The organism is Allorhizobium sp. GW101-3B10, from assembly GCF_059424725.1.
The window spans coordinates 3,707,503-3,723,370 of the sequence record NZ_JBWKZR010000001.1 but is presented as its reverse complement, the minus strand read 5'-3'; the positions used below and the strand labels follow the sequence as shown (position 1 = coordinate 3,723,370).

18 protein-coding genes are annotated in these 15,868 nt (G+C 64.5%); 13 read left to right on the top strand and 5 right to left on the bottom strand.

The features are described from left to right. The first annotated feature begins 3 nt into the window (after positions 1-3). The 5 genes from AC07Y0_RS18460 to AC07Y0_RS18440 all read left to right on the top strand — a co-directional run bounded on the left by AC07Y0_RS18460 (position 4) and on the right by AC07Y0_RS18440 (position 3,609). A complete protein-coding gene (locus tag AC07Y0_RS18460) occupies positions 4-966 on the top strand; it encodes a 2-hydroxyacid dehydrogenase (RefSeq protein WP_498679165.1) in 963 nt (320 codons plus the stop codon). A 102-nt stretch (positions 967-1,068) separates the two neighbouring features. After that, positions 1,069-1,332 carry a hypothetical protein gene (locus AC07Y0_RS18455; protein ID WP_498679164.1) on the top strand — a complete coding sequence of 88 codons (264 nt, stop codon included), beginning with the start codon at positions 1,069-1,071 and terminating at the stop codon, positions 1,330-1,332. Between the two features lie 111 nt (positions 1,333-1,443). Further along, positions 1,444-2,748: a nicotinate phosphoribosyltransferase gene (pncB, locus tag AC07Y0_RS18450; RefSeq protein ID WP_498679163.1), complete on the top strand. Its 1,305-nt coding sequence runs from the start codon at positions 1,444-1,446 to the stop codon at positions 2,746-2,748. Positions 2,749-2,873: 125 nt separating this feature from the next. Further along, positions 2,874-3,338, top strand: coding sequence for an SRPBCC family protein (locus AC07Y0_RS18445; RefSeq protein ID WP_498679162.1), 465 nt, complete (start codon positions 2,874-2,876; stop codon positions 3,336-3,338). A gap of 112 nt (positions 3,339-3,450) precedes the next feature. Beyond that, a complete protein-coding gene (locus AC07Y0_RS18440; protein WP_454748530.1) occupies positions 3,451-3,609 on the top strand; it encodes a hypothetical protein in 159 nt (52 codons plus the stop codon). A gap of 12 nt (positions 3,610-3,621) precedes the next feature. Here the strand turns inward: AC07Y0_RS18440 and AC07Y0_RS18435 are convergent, their stop codons facing one another. Both AC07Y0_RS18435 and AC07Y0_RS18430 read right to left on the bottom strand, forming a co-directional pair. Then, a complete protein-coding gene (locus tag AC07Y0_RS18435; RefSeq protein WP_498679161.1) occupies positions 3,622-4,224 on the bottom strand; it encodes an IMPACT family protein in 603 nt (200 codons plus the stop codon). 150 nt (positions 4,225-4,374) lie between these two features. Then, positions 4,375-5,274 carry a LysR family transcriptional regulator gene (locus tag AC07Y0_RS18430; RefSeq protein WP_498679160.1) on the bottom strand — a complete coding sequence of 300 codons (900 nt, stop codon included), beginning with the start codon at positions 5,272-5,274 and terminating at the stop codon, positions 4,375-4,377. 256 nt (positions 5,275-5,530) lie between these two features. Here AC07Y0_RS18430 and AC07Y0_RS18425 point away from each other — a divergent pair, with 256 nt between their 5' ends. The 8 genes from AC07Y0_RS18425 to AC07Y0_RS18390 all read left to right on the top strand — a co-directional run bounded on the left by AC07Y0_RS18425 (position 5,531) and on the right by AC07Y0_RS18390 (position 13,530). Continuing rightward, entirely contained in the window at positions 5,531-6,331 is an 801-nt protein-coding gene (locus AC07Y0_RS18425) for a 5-oxoprolinase subunit PxpA (RefSeq protein WP_498679159.1), read from the top strand. A 12-nt stretch (positions 6,332-6,343) separates the two neighbouring features. Continuing rightward, a complete protein-coding gene (locus AC07Y0_RS18420; protein ID WP_498679158.1) occupies positions 6,344-6,583 on the top strand; it encodes an acetyl-CoA carboxylase in 240 nt (79 codons plus the stop codon). Beyond that, complete coding sequence (locus AC07Y0_RS18415) at positions 6,580-7,962, top strand: acetyl-CoA carboxylase biotin carboxylase subunit (protein ID WP_498679157.1); 1,383 nt, start codon at positions 6,580-6,582, stop codon at positions 7,960-7,962. The genes AC07Y0_RS18420 and AC07Y0_RS18415 overlap by 4 nt, the downstream gene beginning before the upstream one ends. Then, entirely contained in the window at positions 7,962-8,837 is an 876-nt protein-coding gene (locus AC07Y0_RS18410; RefSeq protein ID WP_498679156.1) for a 5-oxoprolinase subunit B family protein, read from the top strand. Before AC07Y0_RS18415 ends, AC07Y0_RS18410 begins: the two co-directional genes overlap by 1 nt. Next, a complete protein-coding gene (locus AC07Y0_RS18405) occupies positions 8,827-9,795 on the top strand; it encodes a 5-oxoprolinase subunit C family protein (protein WP_498679155.1) in 969 nt (322 codons plus the stop codon). The genes AC07Y0_RS18410 and AC07Y0_RS18405 overlap by 11 nt, the downstream gene beginning before the upstream one ends. A 35-nt stretch (positions 9,796-9,830) precedes the next feature. After that, complete coding sequence (gene torT, locus AC07Y0_RS18400) at positions 9,831-10,904, top strand: TMAO reductase system periplasmic protein TorT (protein WP_498679154.1); 1,074 nt, start codon at positions 9,831-9,833, stop codon at positions 10,902-10,904. Between the two features lie 77 nt (positions 10,905-10,981). After that, the gene (locus AC07Y0_RS18395; RefSeq protein WP_498679153.1) at positions 10,982-12,496 is read left to right on the top strand and encodes a sugar ABC transporter ATP-binding protein; all 1,515 of its coding nucleotides are present in this window, start codon (positions 10,982-10,984) and stop codon (positions 12,494-12,496) included. After that, a complete protein-coding gene (locus AC07Y0_RS18390) occupies positions 12,493-13,530 on the top strand; it encodes an ABC transporter permease (RefSeq protein WP_498679152.1) in 1,038 nt (345 codons plus the stop codon). The genes AC07Y0_RS18395 and AC07Y0_RS18390 overlap by 4 nt, the downstream gene beginning before the upstream one ends. Here AC07Y0_RS18390 and AC07Y0_RS18385 read toward each other — a convergent pair. From AC07Y0_RS18385 to AC07Y0_RS18375, 3 genes are all read right to left on the bottom strand, one after another. Beyond that, positions 13,514-14,074: an NADPH-dependent FMN reductase gene (locus AC07Y0_RS18385; RefSeq protein ID WP_498679151.1), complete on the bottom strand. Its 561-nt coding sequence runs from the start codon at positions 14,072-14,074 to the stop codon at positions 13,514-13,516. The two genes, AC07Y0_RS18390 and AC07Y0_RS18385, sit on opposite strands and share 17 nt — an antisense overlap. A 138-nt stretch (positions 14,075-14,212) precedes the next feature. Then, entirely contained in the window at positions 14,213-14,818 is a 606-nt protein-coding gene (locus tag AC07Y0_RS18380) for an alpha/beta hydrolase (RefSeq protein WP_498679150.1), read from the bottom strand. A gap of 63 nt (positions 14,819-14,881) precedes the next feature. Then, the gene (locus AC07Y0_RS18375; RefSeq protein WP_498679149.1) at positions 14,882-15,814 is read right to left on the bottom strand and encodes a VOC family protein; all 933 of its coding nucleotides are present in this window, start codon (positions 15,812-15,814) and stop codon (positions 14,882-14,884) included. Between the last annotated feature and the right edge of the window lie 54 nt (positions 15,815-15,868).

Below are 15,868 nucleotides of genomic sequence, written 5' to 3'. Positions count from 1 at the left end.
TTCATGCCCGATCAGAACGCCGTCGTCATCGACCTCAAATTCGCGCGCAGCGGCGTCGTCGAAGCGCTGAAGGGAGCCTTTCCCGGCCGGCCGGTGATCGACATGGGCGATCCGGAAAATGCCGGCCGTGATCTCTCCGGCGTCCCGTATGCCGTTGTGTGGAAGCCCGATCCGTCGCTGTTCGATCGCGCGCGCGACCTCAAGGTGATCTTCTCCGGGGGCGCCGGCGTCGACCACATCCTCTCGGCCTACACCTTGCCGGATCTGCCGGTCGTGCGTTTCGTCGACCGCAGCCTGACCGACCGCATGAGCGAATGGGTGGTGCTGCAATGCCTCGCCCACCTGCGCGGCGTTCTTGCCTATGCCCGCCAGCAGCGCGAGCGCGTCTGGAACGAATTCTCGCCGCAGCCGGAAGCCCGCGACGTGACGGTCGGCGTGATGGGCCTCGGCGTGCTCGGGGAGGATGCTGTGCGCAAGCTGAAGGTGATGGGCTTCGACGTGATCGGCTGGTCGCGGCGCAAGCGGCAGATCGACGGCGTCGGGACCTTCGACGCCAGCGGAATCGACGCCTTTCTCGGTCGGACCGACATCCTCGTCGGTCTCTTGCCGCTGACGCCGGACACGCGTGGCCTTTACAACGCGTCCCTCTTTGCCAGGCTCCGCCAGGGTGGGGCCCTCGGCAGACCGGTGTTCGTCAATGCCGGCCGCGGTGGTAGTCAGGTCGAAGCTGACATCGTCGCGGCGCTGGAGAAGGGCGTGTTGGGCGGGGCTTCGCTTGATGTCTTCGAGCAGGAGCCGCTGTCGCCGGAAAGCCCGCTCTGGGGCTTCGACAATGTCGTGATCACACCGCATGCCGCCGCGGCCTCGGATGTCGGCGCGCTCTTCCGCCATGTCGAGCGGCAGATGGCCCGGTTCGAGTCGAGCGAAGCGCTTGAGCACGTCGTGGATCGCACCGCCGGCTACTGATCGACGCTGACGGGGAACGGAACCTTCGGCCTCTCCCTCCGTTTGACCTGGGACTGCGGCGCGCACAAGCGGCCGCTCTTAGGTACAACAGGGAGAAATCCGATGAACAGCCGAATTGATCTGCCCGACAGCACCGATCGCCATACGCGGGGCATGCGGCCCGAGACGGTGACGGCGACCGAGGCCCGCCAGGGCTTTCGCGGTCGCCCCGTGCTGATCGTCCTTCTGGCCGGCATCGTCCTTGCAATGGTGGTTTGGATCCCGGCCGAATGGTGGGGCAACTCCATTGCGCCCGAAAACCCGTCCAACCAGCCGGTTCAAGAGACGGCTCCCTCGCCAGCGGACAACACGCCGGTCCAGCGCTGATCCCCCTATGGACTTTGCCGGTCGGATTCCCGATAAGTGACGGCGAAAACGGTCGGGGCGAGTCCCGACAGGGCGGTCTGACCCGGCCGCGTCTTGCAGGGCAGTCACTCGATGACCAAGACCGACATCGCGACGAGAGTCTTCAATCACAGCTGGAAGCTCGATCCGATCGTCCGCAGCCTGATCGACACGGACTTCTACAAGCTCCTCATGCTGCAGATGATCTGGAAGCTCTATCCGGAAGTCGACGCGACCTTCACCCTGATCAACCGCACCACGACCGTCCGTCTTGCCGAGGAAATCGACGAGGGCGAATTGCGCGAGCAGCTCGATTTTGCCCGCTCGCTTCGCCTCACCAAGAAGGAAGCGATATGGCTGGCGGGTAACACCTTCTACGGCACCAAGCAGATCTTCGAGCCGGAATTCTTGAGCTGGCTCGCCAAGTTCCAGCTGCCCGAATACGAGCTGTCGAAGAAGGACGGCCAGTTTAGCCTGCATTTCTACGGCAAGTGGATGGAAACCACGATGTGGGAGATCCCGGCCCTTGCCATCATCAACGAATTGCGGTCGCGATCCGTCGCCAAGACCATGGGGCTCTTCACCCTCGACGTGCTCTATGCCCGCGCTAAGGCCAAGATGTGGGCCAAGGTCGAACGGCTGCGGGAACTCCCTGGATTGCGCATCTCCGATTTCGGCACCCGTCGTCGTCACAGCTTCCTGTGGCAGCGCTGGTGTGTGGAAGCGCTCAAGGAGGGCATCGGCCCGGCCTTCACCGGCACCAGCAACGTGCTGCTCGCCATGGATTCGGACCTCGAGGCGGTGGGCACGAACGCCCACGAATTGCCGATGGTCACCGCCGCGCTCGCCAGGACGGATGAGGAACTGCTCGCCGCGAACTACAACGTCATGCGTGACTGGAACCGCCTCTACGGCGGCAATCTGCTGATCGTGCTGCCGGACACCTACGGCACGGCCGCCTTTCTGCGCAATGCGCCGGAGTGGGTCGCCGACTGGACCGGCTTCCGCCCCGACAGCGCCCCGCCGATCGAGGGCGGCGAGAAGATCATCGACTGGTGGAGGAAGATGGGACGCGATCCGCGCCAGAAACTGCTGATCTTCTCCGACGGCCTCGACGTCGACGCGATCATCGACACCTATCGCCATTTCGAGGGCCGGGTGCGCATGAGCTTCGGTTGGGGCACCAACCTCACCAACGACTTCGCCGGCTGCGCGCCGCGCGAGATCGAGGGCCTGAAGCCGATTTCGCTGGTCTGCAAGGTCAGCGAGGCCAATGGCCGGCCGGCGGTGAAGCTCTCCGACAATCCGAAGAAGGCGACCGGCGATCCGGCCGAGGTCGAACGCTACCTGAAGTTCTTCGGCACCGAAGACCGCGTCGAACAGGCCGTCGTCGTCTGATCGCCGAAACATCCCGACGCGGCGCTTGCCATCTGCCCCTTGCCCTGTAAGCTCTTTTGTCCACGGCCGCGCTCGGGGAGGGGTGCGCCCGTGTCGGACAGGCGCTGAACGGGAGGAGCACAGACATGGACATGAGTGGCAGCGAACGCATCGAAGCACCGGTGGAGACCGTCTGGCAGGCCTTGAACGACCCGGAGATCCTGCGCCAGGCGATCCCCGGCTGCGAGAGCCTGGACAAGACCTCCGACACCACCATGACGGCCAAGGTCGTGCTGAAGGTCGGGCCGATCAAGGCGAAGTTCGAGGGTGCGGTCGAGCTGCAGAACCTCAACCCGCCGCATTCCTATACCATTGCCGGAGAGGGAAAAGGCGGGCTTGCCGGCTTTGCCAAGGGCGGCGCCGACGTGTCGCTTGCAGCCGAAGGGCCGGATGCGACGATCCTCACCTACACGGTGAAGGCCGAGGTCGGCGGCAAGATCGCCCAGCTGGGCAGCCGGTTGATCGATTCGACCTCGAAGAAGCTCGCCGGCGAGTTCTTCGCCAAGTTCGGCACGATCGTCGCCGGAGGCGGGGAACCGGCAGGCGCGTGACATCGTTGCTGGCCTATGGACGCCGCCGGGCGTGAAAGCCCGGCGCAAGCCAGCCGGCGTTTAACAGTCCTGAACGATGCAGACGAATCGGCACCATGAAGGGACTGATGAAATGACGAATGAACCGGATCACTTCTTCGAGCAGCAGGACGCCGCGATCCAGGCCATGCTGGTCGAGAGCAAGGGCGACGAACTGACCGATATCCTGGTCGCGGCCCTCACCGATGCATTGCATCTGCTGCGGGACGAATCGCCGGATACCATTCACTGATTCTTGCCTGGACTAGGACGGGTTCTCACCCTCGCCGAAGCGGACGAAGGCCCGCCCGCTGGTGAGGTCCGTCACCAGCCGGTTGGCCTGAGCGGCCGTCGCCTCGGGCAGTGCCACGGTGAGCACCGCGCCGGTCGCGGTGAATTCCTCGCTGATGACGATGAGATCGGGCAGGGCGCCGAGCCGCGCCTTGAGCATGGCGAGGTCGGAGAAACCGGCGACGATTTCGCCCTCGATCCGCTGAATGATCTCGCTCTTTGCTGCCGCTTTGAGGCAGGCCGCCGCCGTGCCGCCATAGGCGCGCATCAGCCCGCCGCTGCCCAGCAGGATCCCGCCGAACCAGCGCGTGACCAAGACCGCGACGCGATCCAGCGCCTGTCCGTCGATGGCCTGCAGCATAGGTTTGCCGGCCGTCCCGCTCGGCTCCCCGTCGTCGCTGAAGCGATAGGCCTGCCCCACCCGCCAGGCCCAGCAGTTGTGATTGGCGGAAGGGTCGCTCACCGCGGCGATGAAAGACCTGGCCTCGTCCTCGCTCGCGACCGGGGTGGCATGGGCGACGAACCGGCTTTTCTTGATGTCCTGGCTAAATGTTTCGGTGCGCTCGAGGGTATACATGAGGATGCTCCTGGGTGTCCTCATAGCGGTCATCCCTATGCCTGCCAAGTCCGCGAGCCGCCCGGTTTCGGCGAGTCCTTCCGGCACACCGACCGGCCTTGCGCAAGTCTGCCGCGCCAGCAACAGGCGCAGGCGGAAAGGTCCCGACGCCTATTCTGGAACGTTGAAGGAACGCCGGAAATAGGAGCGCACGGCTGCCATGGCAGGCGAAAAATCGGCATTCCGCCGCCAGGCGAGACCGACATCCATGGAAGGGATCGGGTCGACGAGCGAGATCGTCTCGATCCTCCGGCCTTCGAGCGACCAGGGGCGATGCACCATGTCGGACAGGATGGCTACCCCCTGGCTGTTCGCCACCAATGAGCGCACGGCCTCGACCGAGGACGTGCGAAGCGTGATCTTCGGCAGATAGGGAGTCTGGCTCCAGTATTTGAGCGAGCTGTGCGACGCCTCGTCCACGGTCAGCATGATGTAGTCCTCCTCGGCCACTTCCTTCAGGCCGACGTTTTCCTCGGCAAGCAACCGATGACGTGCCGGCACCCAGAGGCGGCGCTGCGAGCTCAGCAGCTTCTCGGTCGTCAGTTCCGGGTTGAGGATGTTGGACGTCAGCATCACCGCGATGTCGTAGCGGTTGGCCAGCAATCCTTCCTCGACGGATTCCCGGTTGAGTTCGAACAGCTGGATGTCGATGCCGGGAAACTGCCGCTTCATCCGCTCGATATGGAACGGCAGGAAATAGCCGATGACGGTATAGGTCGTGGCGATGCTGAGCGTACCCGTCACCGCGTCCGTGACGAGATTGAGCTTGGTCGCCTCGTCGACCTTCTGCAGGATCTCGTAGGCTTGCGACAGGAAGCGCCGGCCCGCCGCCGTCAGCTCCATGCCGTGCGGTGTGCGTTCGAACAGCCCCGCGCCGACGGTCTCCTCCAGATCCTTGATGGCCGTCGTGACGGCTGACTGCGAGATCGAAAGGTTCACGGCGGCCTGCGAGACCTGCCCGGCCTCCGCCGTCGCGATGAAATAGCGGATCTGTCTGAGGCTTAGGGACATGCATCCATCATTCTGAATCGGGAATAGCCAGTATCTGAAAATACGAACGAAAAGCGCCAAGATTGCAGGATCGGGAAATTCTCCTTTTCGGATGCGCGCCAATGGCTTGATTCGCAGACGAAAATTCCAGTCTCACGACAATGCGCTATCATATAAATATCAGATAATGGCCTTCTGAAAATAGAATTTTTCAAATGAAAAAATTCTTCCTACGGTTTTCTGACAAATAGGCAGGCATCGCGCTGCGGTGCACAAAATGCAGGCAGAACAGGGAAGAAAAGTGGCACTCGAGGTCGTAGACATCAATTGTGATCTGGGCGAGGCCTTCGGCCGCTGGCGTGTCGGCGACACCGAAGACAGCGCCCTGATGGGACTGATCAGTTCCGCCAACATCGCCGCCGGTTTCCATGCCGGCGATCCGAACCTGATGGACCGTACCGTGCGTGTCGCCGTCGAGCACGGCGTCGGCATCGGCGCCCATCCGGGCTACAACGACCTGCAGGGTTTCGGCCGCCGCAAGATCAACGGCACGGCGCGCGAACTGGTCAACGACATCGTCTACCAGGTCGGCGCGATCCGCGAATTCGCCCGACGCCACGGCGCCACCCTCCAGCATGTGAAGCCGCATGGCGCGCTCTACATGGAAATGGCGGTCAATCCGGAATTCGCCCAGCTCTTCGTCCACTACATGCGCACCGTCGCCCCCAATGCCTATGTGTTCTGCATGGCGGGCTCCGCCACCGAGACCGCGGCGCTCGAGGTCGGCCAACCGCTGGTGCGCGAATTCTACGCCGACCGCGACTACGACGAGAGCGGTTCGATCGTCTTCACCCGCGACGTCGGCCGCCCCGACCCGATGGCGATCGCCCGCAAGGTGGTGCGCGCCTGCCGGGAAGGTCTCGTCACCACGGTCAGCGGCAAGGACATCGAAGTGCCCTTCGAGTCGATCTGCTTCCATTCCGACACGCTCGGCGCCTTGGACATCGTGCGCAACATGCGTGAAGCGCTGATCGCCGAGGGCATCCGCATCGCCCCCATTTCAGAAATCGTCAGATAACCGGAGACCCCCATGAGCAAGCTCGAGATTAGATCGCCTCTCCCCGGCACCTTCTACCGCAAGCCCTCGCCGGATGCCGCTCCCTACAAGGCCGATGGCGACAGCGTGGCTGTCGGTGACGTGATCGGCCTGATCGAGGTGATGAAGACCTTCCACGAGGTCCATGCTGACGCCGCCGGCAAGATCACCTTCGTTGCCGACGATCAGGAACCGATCATGGCCGGCCAGCCGGTTGCCGAGGTCGAGGCATGACCATCCGCTCGATCCTCATTGCCAATCGGGGCGAGATCGCGGTGAGGATCATCCGCGCCGCCCAGGCGCTCGGCATCCGGACCGTTCAGGTCCACTCGGCCGCCGACCGCGACATGCTGGCCGTCAGGCTTGCCGACCAGTCGGTCGAGATTGGTCCGCCGTCCGCCGCCAAGTCCTATCTCAACATAGAAGCCGTCCTCAAGGCTGCCAGGGAAACCGGCGTCGATGCCGTCCATCCGGGCTACGGTTTCCTCTCGGAAAACGCCGCCTTCGCGAAGGCCGTCGAGGATGCCGGCCTGATCTTCATCGGCCCGAAGCCCGAGGCGATCAGCCTGCTCGGCGACAAGGTCGAGGCCCGCAAGGTCGCCAAGCGCGCCGGCGTGCCCACCGTGCCGGGTTCGGACGGACGCATCGACGACCTCGAGACGGCCTGCGCCATCGTCGAGCAGATCGGCTTTCCGGTCATGATCAAGGCCGCTGCCGGCGGCGGTGGCCGAGGCATCCGCATTGCCGAGACGATGGCCGATTTCGAGCGCCATTTCCCCCAGGCCTCGGCCGAGGCGCTTGCCGCCTTCGGTGACGGCGGCCTCTATGTCGAAAAGGTTATCACCCGTGCCCGTCACGTCGAGGTGCAGATCCTCGGTGACGGCGAGGACGCCGTCCATTGCTTCGAGCGCGAGTGCTCGCTGCAGCGTCGCCGCCAGAAGGTCTGGGAAGAAGCGCCCTCCTTCCGTCTGCCGGAAGACGTGCGCCAGGAACTCTGCGCCAGCGCCGTGGCGCTCGCCCGCGAGGTCAACTACCGCGGCGCCGGCACGGTCGAATATCTCTACGACGAGGTGAGCGGCGAGTTCTATTTCATCGAGGTCAATACCCGCATCCAGGTCGAGCATCCGGTCACCGAGATGATCACCGGCATCGACCTCGTGCAGGAGATGATCAGGGTCGCCGGCGGTGCGAAGCTGTCGGTACGCCAGGAAGACATCCGTGTCGCCGGCCATGCGATCGAGTGCCGGATCAATGCCGAGGACCCGGCGCGCGGCTTCCTGCCGGGCCCCGGCACGATCGAGACGCTCGGCGTCCCGACCGGCGAGGGCGTTCGTTTCGACACCATGCTCTACGAGGGCTACACGGTCCCGCCCTTCTACGACTCGCTGCTCGGCAAGCTGATCGTCTGGGGCGAGACCCGCGACGCCTGCATCGCCAGGCTGGCCGATGCGCTCGACAATCTCGAGATTCGTGGCCTTGCCACCACCATTCCGCTCCACCAGGCCCTTGCCGCCGACCCGTCGGTCGCCTCGGGCGATGTCCACACCCGGTTCCTCGAACCCTGGCTGGAGACGGATTTCCAGGCCTTTGTCGCATCCAAGGAGGTTGCCTGATGCCCATGCGCTATACATTCGGGGGTGACGAACACCTCTTCGTCGAATGCTCGGAGGAAATGTCGCTCGAGGCCTTCTTCAACTCGCTGTCGATGACCACGGGCATCAAGGAAGCGAAGATCAAGGGCGTGACCGAAATCTGCCCGGCCAACGCCTCCTTCCAGATCAAGTTCGACCCCGACGTCATTCACCCGAACGACATCCTGAAGGAAGTCCAGGCGATCGAAGTGGCGGCCGCCAAGTCCGAGCCGGTGATCACCACCCGCATCGTCGAGATCCCGGTTTTCTACAACGACCCGTGGACCCACGAGACGCTGATGCGCTTCCGCGAGCGTCACCAGGAGCCGACCGGCACCGATCTCGAATACGCCGCCCGCATCAACGACTACGGCTCGGTCGACGACTTCGTCGCCGCCCATTCCGGCTCGCCCTGGTTCGTCTCGATGGTCGGCTTCGTCTCGGGCCTGCCCTTCATGTACCAGATGGTCGAGCGCCAAAGGCAGATCCAGGTGCCGAAATACCTGCGTCCCCGCACCGACACGCCGCGCCTGACCGTCGGCCACGGCGGCTGCTTCGGCTGCATCTATTCGGTGCGCGGTGCCGGCGGCTACCAGATGTTCGGCATCACCCCCATGCCGATCTACGACCCGACCCAGACCACCTCCTACCTCAAGGACTTCATGGTGTTCTTCCGTCCGGGCGACATCGTCAAGTTCAAGCCGATCGATCGCGAAGCCTATGACCAGGCCGTCGAGGATGTCGACCAGGGCCGGTTCGCCCCGCCGATCCGCGAGGTGAAGTTCGATCTGCGTGAATTCCAGAAAGACATCGACGGCTACAACGCGAAGCTGGAGGGCGTTCTCCATGGCCATTAAGGTTCTCCATCAGGGACTTGCCACTTCCGTCCAGGATCTCGGCCGCCCCGGTTACTTTCATCTCGGCATTCCGCTCGGCGGCGCCATGGACCGGCTGGCGCTGAAGGCCGCCAACCTGCTCGTCGGCAATGACGAAGGGGCCGCCGGCCTCGAAGCCGTGTTCATCGGCCCGAAGCTGGAATTCACCGAAGACGCCATGGTCGCCGTCACTGGCGCCGACATGCCGATCAAGGTCGACGGCGAGGAAAAGCCGGGCTGGACCGCCTTCAAGGTCAAGGCCGGCCAGGTTCTGACCTTCGATTTCCTGAAGACCGGCGCACGCATCTATATCGCCGTCTCCGGCGGCATCGACGTACCGCTGGCGCTCGGTTCGCGCTCGACCTATGCCATCGGCGCGCTCGGCGGTTTCAAGGGCCGGCCGATCGCCGTCGGCGACGAACTGCCGGTCGGCACCGCCGGCGAGGCGGTCGAGGGCAAGTCCATTCCCGAAAACCTGCGCCGCCGGCCGGGCATGCCGGCCGAACTGCGCGTGCTACCGGGCCTCTACTGGCACCGCCTCACCGACGAGGCGGGCAGGAACTTCTTCGAGGACACCTGGAAGGTGGCGCCCGAGGCCGACCGCATGGGTTACCGCTTCCGCGGCGGCCGCAAGCTCGACTTCGTCGATCGCGTCCCGCCCTTCGGCGCGGGCTCGGATCCTTCGAACATCGTTGACGCCTGCTACCCTTACGGCTCCATCCAGGTGCCGGGCGGCACCGAGCCGATCATCCTGCATCGCGATGCCGTCTCCGGCGGCGGCTATTTCATGCTCGGCACGGTGATCTCCGCCGACATGGATCTGATCGGCCAGCTGCAGCCGCATACGCCAACCCGTTTCGTCAAGGTGGACATGGAAACCGCCCTGACCGCCCGGAAGGACCGGGCCGCGCTGGTCGACCAGATCCGCGCGCTTTTCTGACCACGCAGCCAAAGACTTCAAACAGGGGAACGATCATGAAACACAAGATCCTAATGACGCTTGCAAGCTCCGCTCTGGCGCTTGCCGTTGCCAGCCCGGTGCTTGCCGAGGCCTGGTATCCTTACCCGGCCCAGGCGATCGAGCCGGCCTTCGCCGCCGACGGCAAGTCGGTCGACGTGTCCTACTCGCCGCTCGAGAAGGCGGAGAAGCCGTGGAACATCTGCGTCTCCTTCCCGCACATGAAGGACGCCTACTGGCTCGGCGTCGACTATGGCGTCGCCGAACAGGCCAAGGACCTCGGCGTCAAGATGAACCTCGTCGAGGCCGGCGGCTACACCGAGCTCAACAAGCAGATCAGCCAGATCGAAGACTGCGTTTCCGGTGGCGCCCAGGCCGTGGTCATCGGCGCGATCTCGTTTGACGGGTTGAACAACCTCGTCAGCGAAATCAAGAAGAAGAACATCCCGGTCATCGACGTCATCAACGGCATGTCCTCGCCGGACCTGACCGCCAAGTCGCTCGTCTCCTTCTACACCATGGGTTACGAGACCGGCGCCTATCTCGCCAAGAAGCATCCGGCCGGTTCCGAAGAAGTGAAGGTCGGCTGGTTCCCGGGCCCGGCCGGCGCCGGCTGGGTCGAGGCCGCCAACAAGGGCTTCCTCGAAGCGATCAAGGGTTCGGCCGTCAAGGCGCTCGAGCCGAAATACGGCGACACCGGCAAGGAAGCCCAGCTGAAGCTCGTCGAAGACGTGCTCCAGGCCGAGCCTGACGTGCGCTACGTCGCCGGCACTGCCGTCACCGCCGAAGCGGCCCAGGGCCTGATCCGCGAACGCGGCCTCAAGGGCAAGGTCGACCTGCTCGCCTTCTACATGACGCCCGGCGTCTACGAAGGCATCAAGCGCGGCTTCATCCTGGCGGCTCCGGCCGATTCCATGGTCATCCAGGGCCGCATCGCCATCGATCAGGCCGTGCGCGCCCTTGAAGGCAAGGAACTGGTGAAGCACGTCGGCCCGAAGATCTTCGTCGTCGATCCGTCGAATGTCGAAAGCGTGCCGCAGGCCAACATCCTGCCGCCGGACGGCTTCAAGCCGGTCTTTTCGGTCAACTGATACTCCAGGGATCCGGCGCGCGAATGCGCCGGATCCGCCCCATTTTTCAGGCAATATGACTTCACGGATCGATGCGGATGGCCTTGAGCTCACCTCTTGTCGAAATGACCGGCATCGCCAAGTCCTATCCGGGCGTGCGCGCGCTGGACGGCGTCGACTTCTCGCTCGAACGCGGCGAAGTGCACGTGCTGTTCGGCGAGAACGGAGCCGGAAAATCGACACTGATCTCCATCCTTGCCGGCGTCACCACGCCGACCGAGGGGGTGATCCGCATCGACGGTGAAGAGAAGCACTTTTCTTCGGTCAAGGACGCGCGGGCAGCCGGCATCGGCGCCGTGTTCCAGGAATTTTCCCTGGTCCCGACCATGACCGTGGCGGAAAACATCTTCCTCGGCCAGGAACCGCGCAAGATGGGCCTGGTCGACCGCCGCGGCATGGTCGAGGAAGCCCGTGCGCTCTTTGCCGGCCTTGGCTTCGCCATCGACGTTCGCCGTTCGGTGATCTCGCTGTCGCGCGCCGAACAGCAGATGGTGGAGATCGCCAAGGCGCTGCACCAGGAAGCCCGCATCCTGATCCTCGACGAGCCGACCGCCTCGCTGACCGAACGCGAGACGGAGAAGCTGTTCGAATTCATCGGTCAGGCCAAGGCCAAGGGCGTCGGCATCGTCTACATTTCCCACCGCATCCAGGAATTCAAGGCGATCGCCAACCGCATCACCGTGCTGCGCGACGGCCGGCTGATCGGCACGATCAGCGCCGAGAACCTGTCGGAAACGGTACTGGTCGAAATGATGACCGGGCGAAAGATGGACGAGATCTATCCGCATATCGAACGCAAGACGCAGGCCGAGCCGGTGCTGTCGATCCGCGGCCTGAAGGCCTGGGGCGTTGACGGCGTCGACATCGATGTCCGGCGCGGCGAAGTTCTCGGCGTGGCCGGCCTCGTCGGCTCCGGCAAGTCGCGCACCTTCCGCGCCGTCATGGGCCTGCTGCCGGTCGAAGGCGGCACGGTGAGTGTCCATGGCCATGACCGCACCGGCGCACCGACGCGCAGGCTGCTGCAGGACGGCGTCTTCTTCCTGCCCTCCGACCGCAAGGAGGAAGGCCTGCTGCTCGGCGCCTCCGCCCGCACCAACATCGCCCTTTCGGTGCTCAACCGTCGCGAAACCAATGCCGGCCTCGGCCTGATCTCGCCCGGCGGCGTCAAGTCCCTGACCAGCGGGATCGGCCGCAAGGTCGATCTCAGCGAGGCCTTCCTCGAGCGCACCGCTTCGAAGCTCTCCGGCGGCAACCAGCAGAAGATCCTGTTCGGCAAGAGTTTCGGCGAGGACTACGACATCTACATCTTCGACGAACCGACCGTCGGCGTCGACGTCGGCACGCGTGCCGCGCTCTATCGCATCATCAAGGCGATCGCCGAGGCCGGCAAGGCCGTCGTGGTGATCTCCTCCGACCTCCCCGAGGCCATGCATCTCGCCCATCGCCTGATCGTCTTCCGCAACGGCCGGATCTCGGCGGAGTTCGAAGGTGATGCCATTCAGGAACAGGCGGTTCTCGGCGCCTTCTTCGACCAGGAAAGAAAATCAGCATGAACACCCAGCTGGACACCGCGTCGACTGCCGACGCCAAGCCAACCTTCTCCGCTCTTTCGGCGCTCAAGGCCGTCTTCATCAAGCTCGGCGTGCTGCCTTTCTTCCTCGTGGCGGCCCTCATCCTCTTCACGCTCGCCTCGAAACAGTTCCTGACGCTCGACAACCTCACCAACGTGGCGCGCCAGTCGGTCTATCTCGTGCTTGTCTCGCTGGGGCAGATGCTGGTCCTGGTCACCGGCGGCTTCGATCTGGCGGTCGGCACGTCGATCGCGCTCACCTCCGTCGTCGCCGCATCGGTCATGGTCTACTTCGCCGCCCAGTTTCCCGACATGGTCTGGCTCGTCATCCTGCTCGGCGTGCTCTCGGGCTTCCTCGCCGCGCTCGCGATCGGTTCGCTGAACGGCCTCGGCATCGCCCAGTTCGGCGTCTCGCCCTTCATCATGACGCTGGGCGCGCAGTCGGTCGGCGCGGGCATCGCGCTCTACCTGACCGGCGGTGTGCCGATCGGCAATCTGCCTTACGAATTCGGCGATTTCTTCGGCTTCGGCCGCATCTTCGGCGTGCCGGTCCCGGTCCTGGTGGCGATCGTTGCCATCGTCGGCATGTGGATCCTGATGAACCGCACCCGAAGCGGCGCCCGCATCTATGCCATCGGCGGCAACATCAAGGCCGCCAACCTCTCCGGCATCAACACCAAGCGCACGCTGTTCCTCGCCTATATCCTCTGCGCCCTTTTGGCATCGGTCGCCGGCGTGCTGCTCACCGCCCGCGTCGAGAGTGGTGAGACCAATCTGGGCGGCACGATCGCGCTGGAATCGATTGCGGCTTGCGTCATCGCCGGCGTGTCGTTGCGCGGCGGTATCGGCCGGGTGGAAAGCGTCGTGCTGGGCGCCTTCTTCATCGTGCTGGTGCAGAACGGCATGAACCTCATGCAGATCGGCTCCTACATGCAGATGGTGCTGCTGGGTTCGCTGCTCATCCTCGCCGTCGTCATCGACCAGTTCCGCTATCGCATGCTCATCGGGAACCGGTAGAGCCGGCGAAGTCGGCAAAGCCCTTCAGGAACGTCTGCAGCTGTTCCTGGATCTTCGGATCGGTGAGGTTGCCGTCCGCATCGAAGACGCCCGATGCGCGCGACACCAACAGCCGGCCGGACCAGAGCTCGGTTCCGAGCGTGCGCAGCACCGGCAGCCACGCATTCTGCGAGAGGATGGTGCCGAACCCGCCCGGCGAGGCACCCATCAGCGCCACGGGCTTGCCGCCGAAGATGCGCTCGATGTCGGACGACGGCCGCGACAGCCAGTCGATGGCGTTCTTGAACACGCCGGGGATCGAATTGTTGTATTCCGGCGTGACGAGAACCAGGCCGTCGGCGGCCGCGATCGCGTCTTTCAGGGCGGTGACCGCCTCCGGAATGCCGTGCTCCGCCTCCAGGTCGCCGTCATAGAGCGGGATGCCCCGGATCGTGCCGATGGCAAGCTCCGCGCCGTCCGGCACCAGGCCGGCTGCCGCCCGCAGCAGCGAGGCGTTGAGCGAACCCTTCCGGAGGCTGCCCGAAATACCGATCAGTTTCGTCATGTGGTTCTCCTCGTGCTTTGGCGCCGGTGGCGCGGATGCCTTGCCGTGTGATGTCAGGAAAGAGGCTCGCGGCCCAGCCGTCAATGGTCAGGGGGCAACGAGCGGACGGCCGGATGCGTTCCACCCGGCCGGACTGTATCAGGCCTGCAGGAAGCGAGCGACCGCGTCGACTTCCGCCGCCGGCACGTCGTGCCCGCCCGGATGGACGAAGGTCTCGACCCTGGCGCCCTGGGCTTCGAAATAGCCAATCAGCGCCCGCGTGCCCGGCATCGGGCAGATCGGATCGCGCTCGCCGGCGGTCACCAGGATGTCCTTGCCCGCAAGGCCTGGCTGGGCGGCCGGCGTCCAGGGGATCAGCGGATGCATCAGCACGACGCGATCGAACAGTTCCGGCGCCTTGAACAGGGCGGAGGCCAGGATGTTCGCGCCGTTCGAATAGCCGAGCGCATAGGTGGGCGCGCCGGGATGGCGTTCCTTCTGTGCGCGGATGAAGCCGATCATCGCCTCGGTGCGAAGGGCAAGATCGTCCATGTCGTAGACGCCCTCGGCCTTGCGGCGGAAGAAGCGGTTCGCCCCGAATTCCGAGACATCGCCGCGCGGCGAGACGATGCCGGCTTTCGGCAGGATCTGCGAAACGAGCCCGGCGAACTGCTGCTCGTCGCTGCCCGTGCCGTGAAAGGTGAATACGACCGGCGCATCGCCCTCGGGCGCGCGGTAGAGATGATGGTAGCTCTGAAGGGACACGATGGGGCCTCCTTGAAGGGTGAAAATGCGTGGGGCCGACCGGAAGAGCCGGCCCCTGAAGCGTCAATCCTTGATCGCCGGCAGGTGCGCCTCAATCTGCGACCGGTACTGCTGGTAGCGGGTCGGCAATTTCAGCGCCTCGCCGAGATGGGCGGTATCCTCGTCGCGGTTGAAGCCCGGCTCGTTGGTGGCGATCTCGAACAACACGCCGCCTGGCGTGCGGAAATAGATCGCCCAGAAGTAGTCGCGGTCGATGACCGGCGTGACATTGTAGCCGGTGTCGAGCAGCGCCTTGCGGACTTCGAGCTGGGCCGCGCGGTCCTCGACCGAGAAGGCCACATGGTGCACGGAGCCTGCCCCCTGGAAGGCGCGGGCGGCGCCCGGAATGACTTCGAGGTCGACGGTGTCGGCGCCGTTGCCGCCGGGAATGGCGTAGCGGATCATGTCGCCATGGCGATCGACCGGCTGGTAGCCCATGAAGGTCAGCAGTTCGCCCGTCGCCCCTTCGTCGCGCAGCCGCATGGTCACGCCGCGAAAGCCGTGAATGCCTTCGTCCTTCGACACCGTGCCGCCGTCGAACGGCGTGCGGTTGTCACCGTCCACCTCGGCCAGCGAAAAGCCGTCGCCGTCGGGGCCGGCAAAGCGCAGCCGCTTTTCGCCGAACAGCTCATAGGTTCCGAGCCCCTGCACGCCTTCCTTGGTCAGACGTTCCTGCCAGTAGGGCAGCGTGCCCCGCGGCACGGAAAAGACCGTCTCGGCCACTTCGCCGGCGCCGCGTGCGCCGCGGTTCATGTCGGGGAAGGGGAAATAGGTCATCACCGAGCCGGCATTGCCGACTTCGTCGCCGTAATAGAGGTGATAGACGTCGGGGGCGTCGAAGTTCACCGTCTTCTTGACGCGGCGAAGGCCGAGCGTCTTGGTGAAGAAATCGTTGTTTTCCTGGGCATTGGCGGCCATCGACGTGACGTGGTGCAGTCCCTTGATCTGGGTAAGCATGGCTTTGCTCCTTTCCATCCCCGCAACCGGGGTTCATCTGTTGGGACGAATATG

Bases quoted from the DNA above. Each gene is read 5' to 3' on its own strand.
- AC07Y0_RS18460 (WP_498679165.1), top strand. From the start codon at position 4: ATGCCCGATCAGAACGCCGTCGTCATCGACCTCAAATTCGCGCGCAGC.
- AC07Y0_RS18455 (WP_498679164.1), top strand. From the start codon at position 1,069: ATGAACAGCCGAATTGATCTGCCCGACAGCACCGATCGCCATACGCGG.
- pncB (WP_498679163.1), top strand. From the start codon at position 1,444: ATGACCAAGACCGACATCGCGACGAGAGTCTTCAATCACAGCTGGAAG.
- AC07Y0_RS18445 (WP_498679162.1), top strand. From the start codon at position 2,874: ATGGACATGAGTGGCAGCGAACGCATCGAAGCACCGGTGGAGACCGTC.
- AC07Y0_RS18440 (WP_454748530.1), top strand. From the start codon at position 3,451: ATGACGAATGAACCGGATCACTTCTTCGAGCAGCAGGACGCCGCGATC.
- AC07Y0_RS18435 (WP_498679161.1), bottom strand. From the start codon at position 4,224: ATGTATACCCTCGAGCGCACCGAAACATTTAGCCAGGACATCAAGAAA.
- AC07Y0_RS18430 (WP_498679160.1), bottom strand. From the start codon at position 5,274: ATGTCCCTAAGCCTCAGACAGATCCGCTATTTCATCGCGACGGCGGAG.
- AC07Y0_RS18425 (WP_498679159.1), top strand. From the start codon at position 5,531: ATGCAGGCAGAACAGGGAAGAAAAGTGGCACTCGAGGTCGTAGACATC.
- AC07Y0_RS18420 (WP_498679158.1), top strand. From the start codon at position 6,344: ATGAGCAAGCTCGAGATTAGATCGCCTCTCCCCGGCACCTTCTACCGC.
- AC07Y0_RS18415 (WP_498679157.1), top strand. From the start codon at position 6,580: ATGACCATCCGCTCGATCCTCATTGCCAATCGGGGCGAGATCGCGGTG.
- AC07Y0_RS18410 (WP_498679156.1), top strand. From the start codon at position 7,962: ATGCCCATGCGCTATACATTCGGGGGTGACGAACACCTCTTCGTCGAA.
- AC07Y0_RS18405 (WP_498679155.1), top strand. From the start codon at position 8,827: ATGGCCATTAAGGTTCTCCATCAGGGACTTGCCACTTCCGTCCAGGAT.
- torT (WP_498679154.1), top strand. From the start codon at position 9,831: ATGAAACACAAGATCCTAATGACGCTTGCAAGCTCCGCTCTGGCGCTT.
- AC07Y0_RS18395 (WP_498679153.1), top strand. From the start codon at position 10,982: ATGGCCTTGAGCTCACCTCTTGTCGAAATGACCGGCATCGCCAAGTCC.
- AC07Y0_RS18390 (WP_498679152.1), top strand. From the start codon at position 12,493: ATGAACACCCAGCTGGACACCGCGTCGACTGCCGACGCCAAGCCAACC.
- AC07Y0_RS18385 (WP_498679151.1), bottom strand. From the start codon at position 14,074: ATGACGAAACTGATCGGTATTTCGGGCAGCCTCCGGAAGGGTTCGCTC.
- AC07Y0_RS18375 (WP_498679149.1), bottom strand. From the start codon at position 15,814: ATGCTTACCCAGATCAAGGGACTGCACCACGTCACGTCGATGGCCGCC.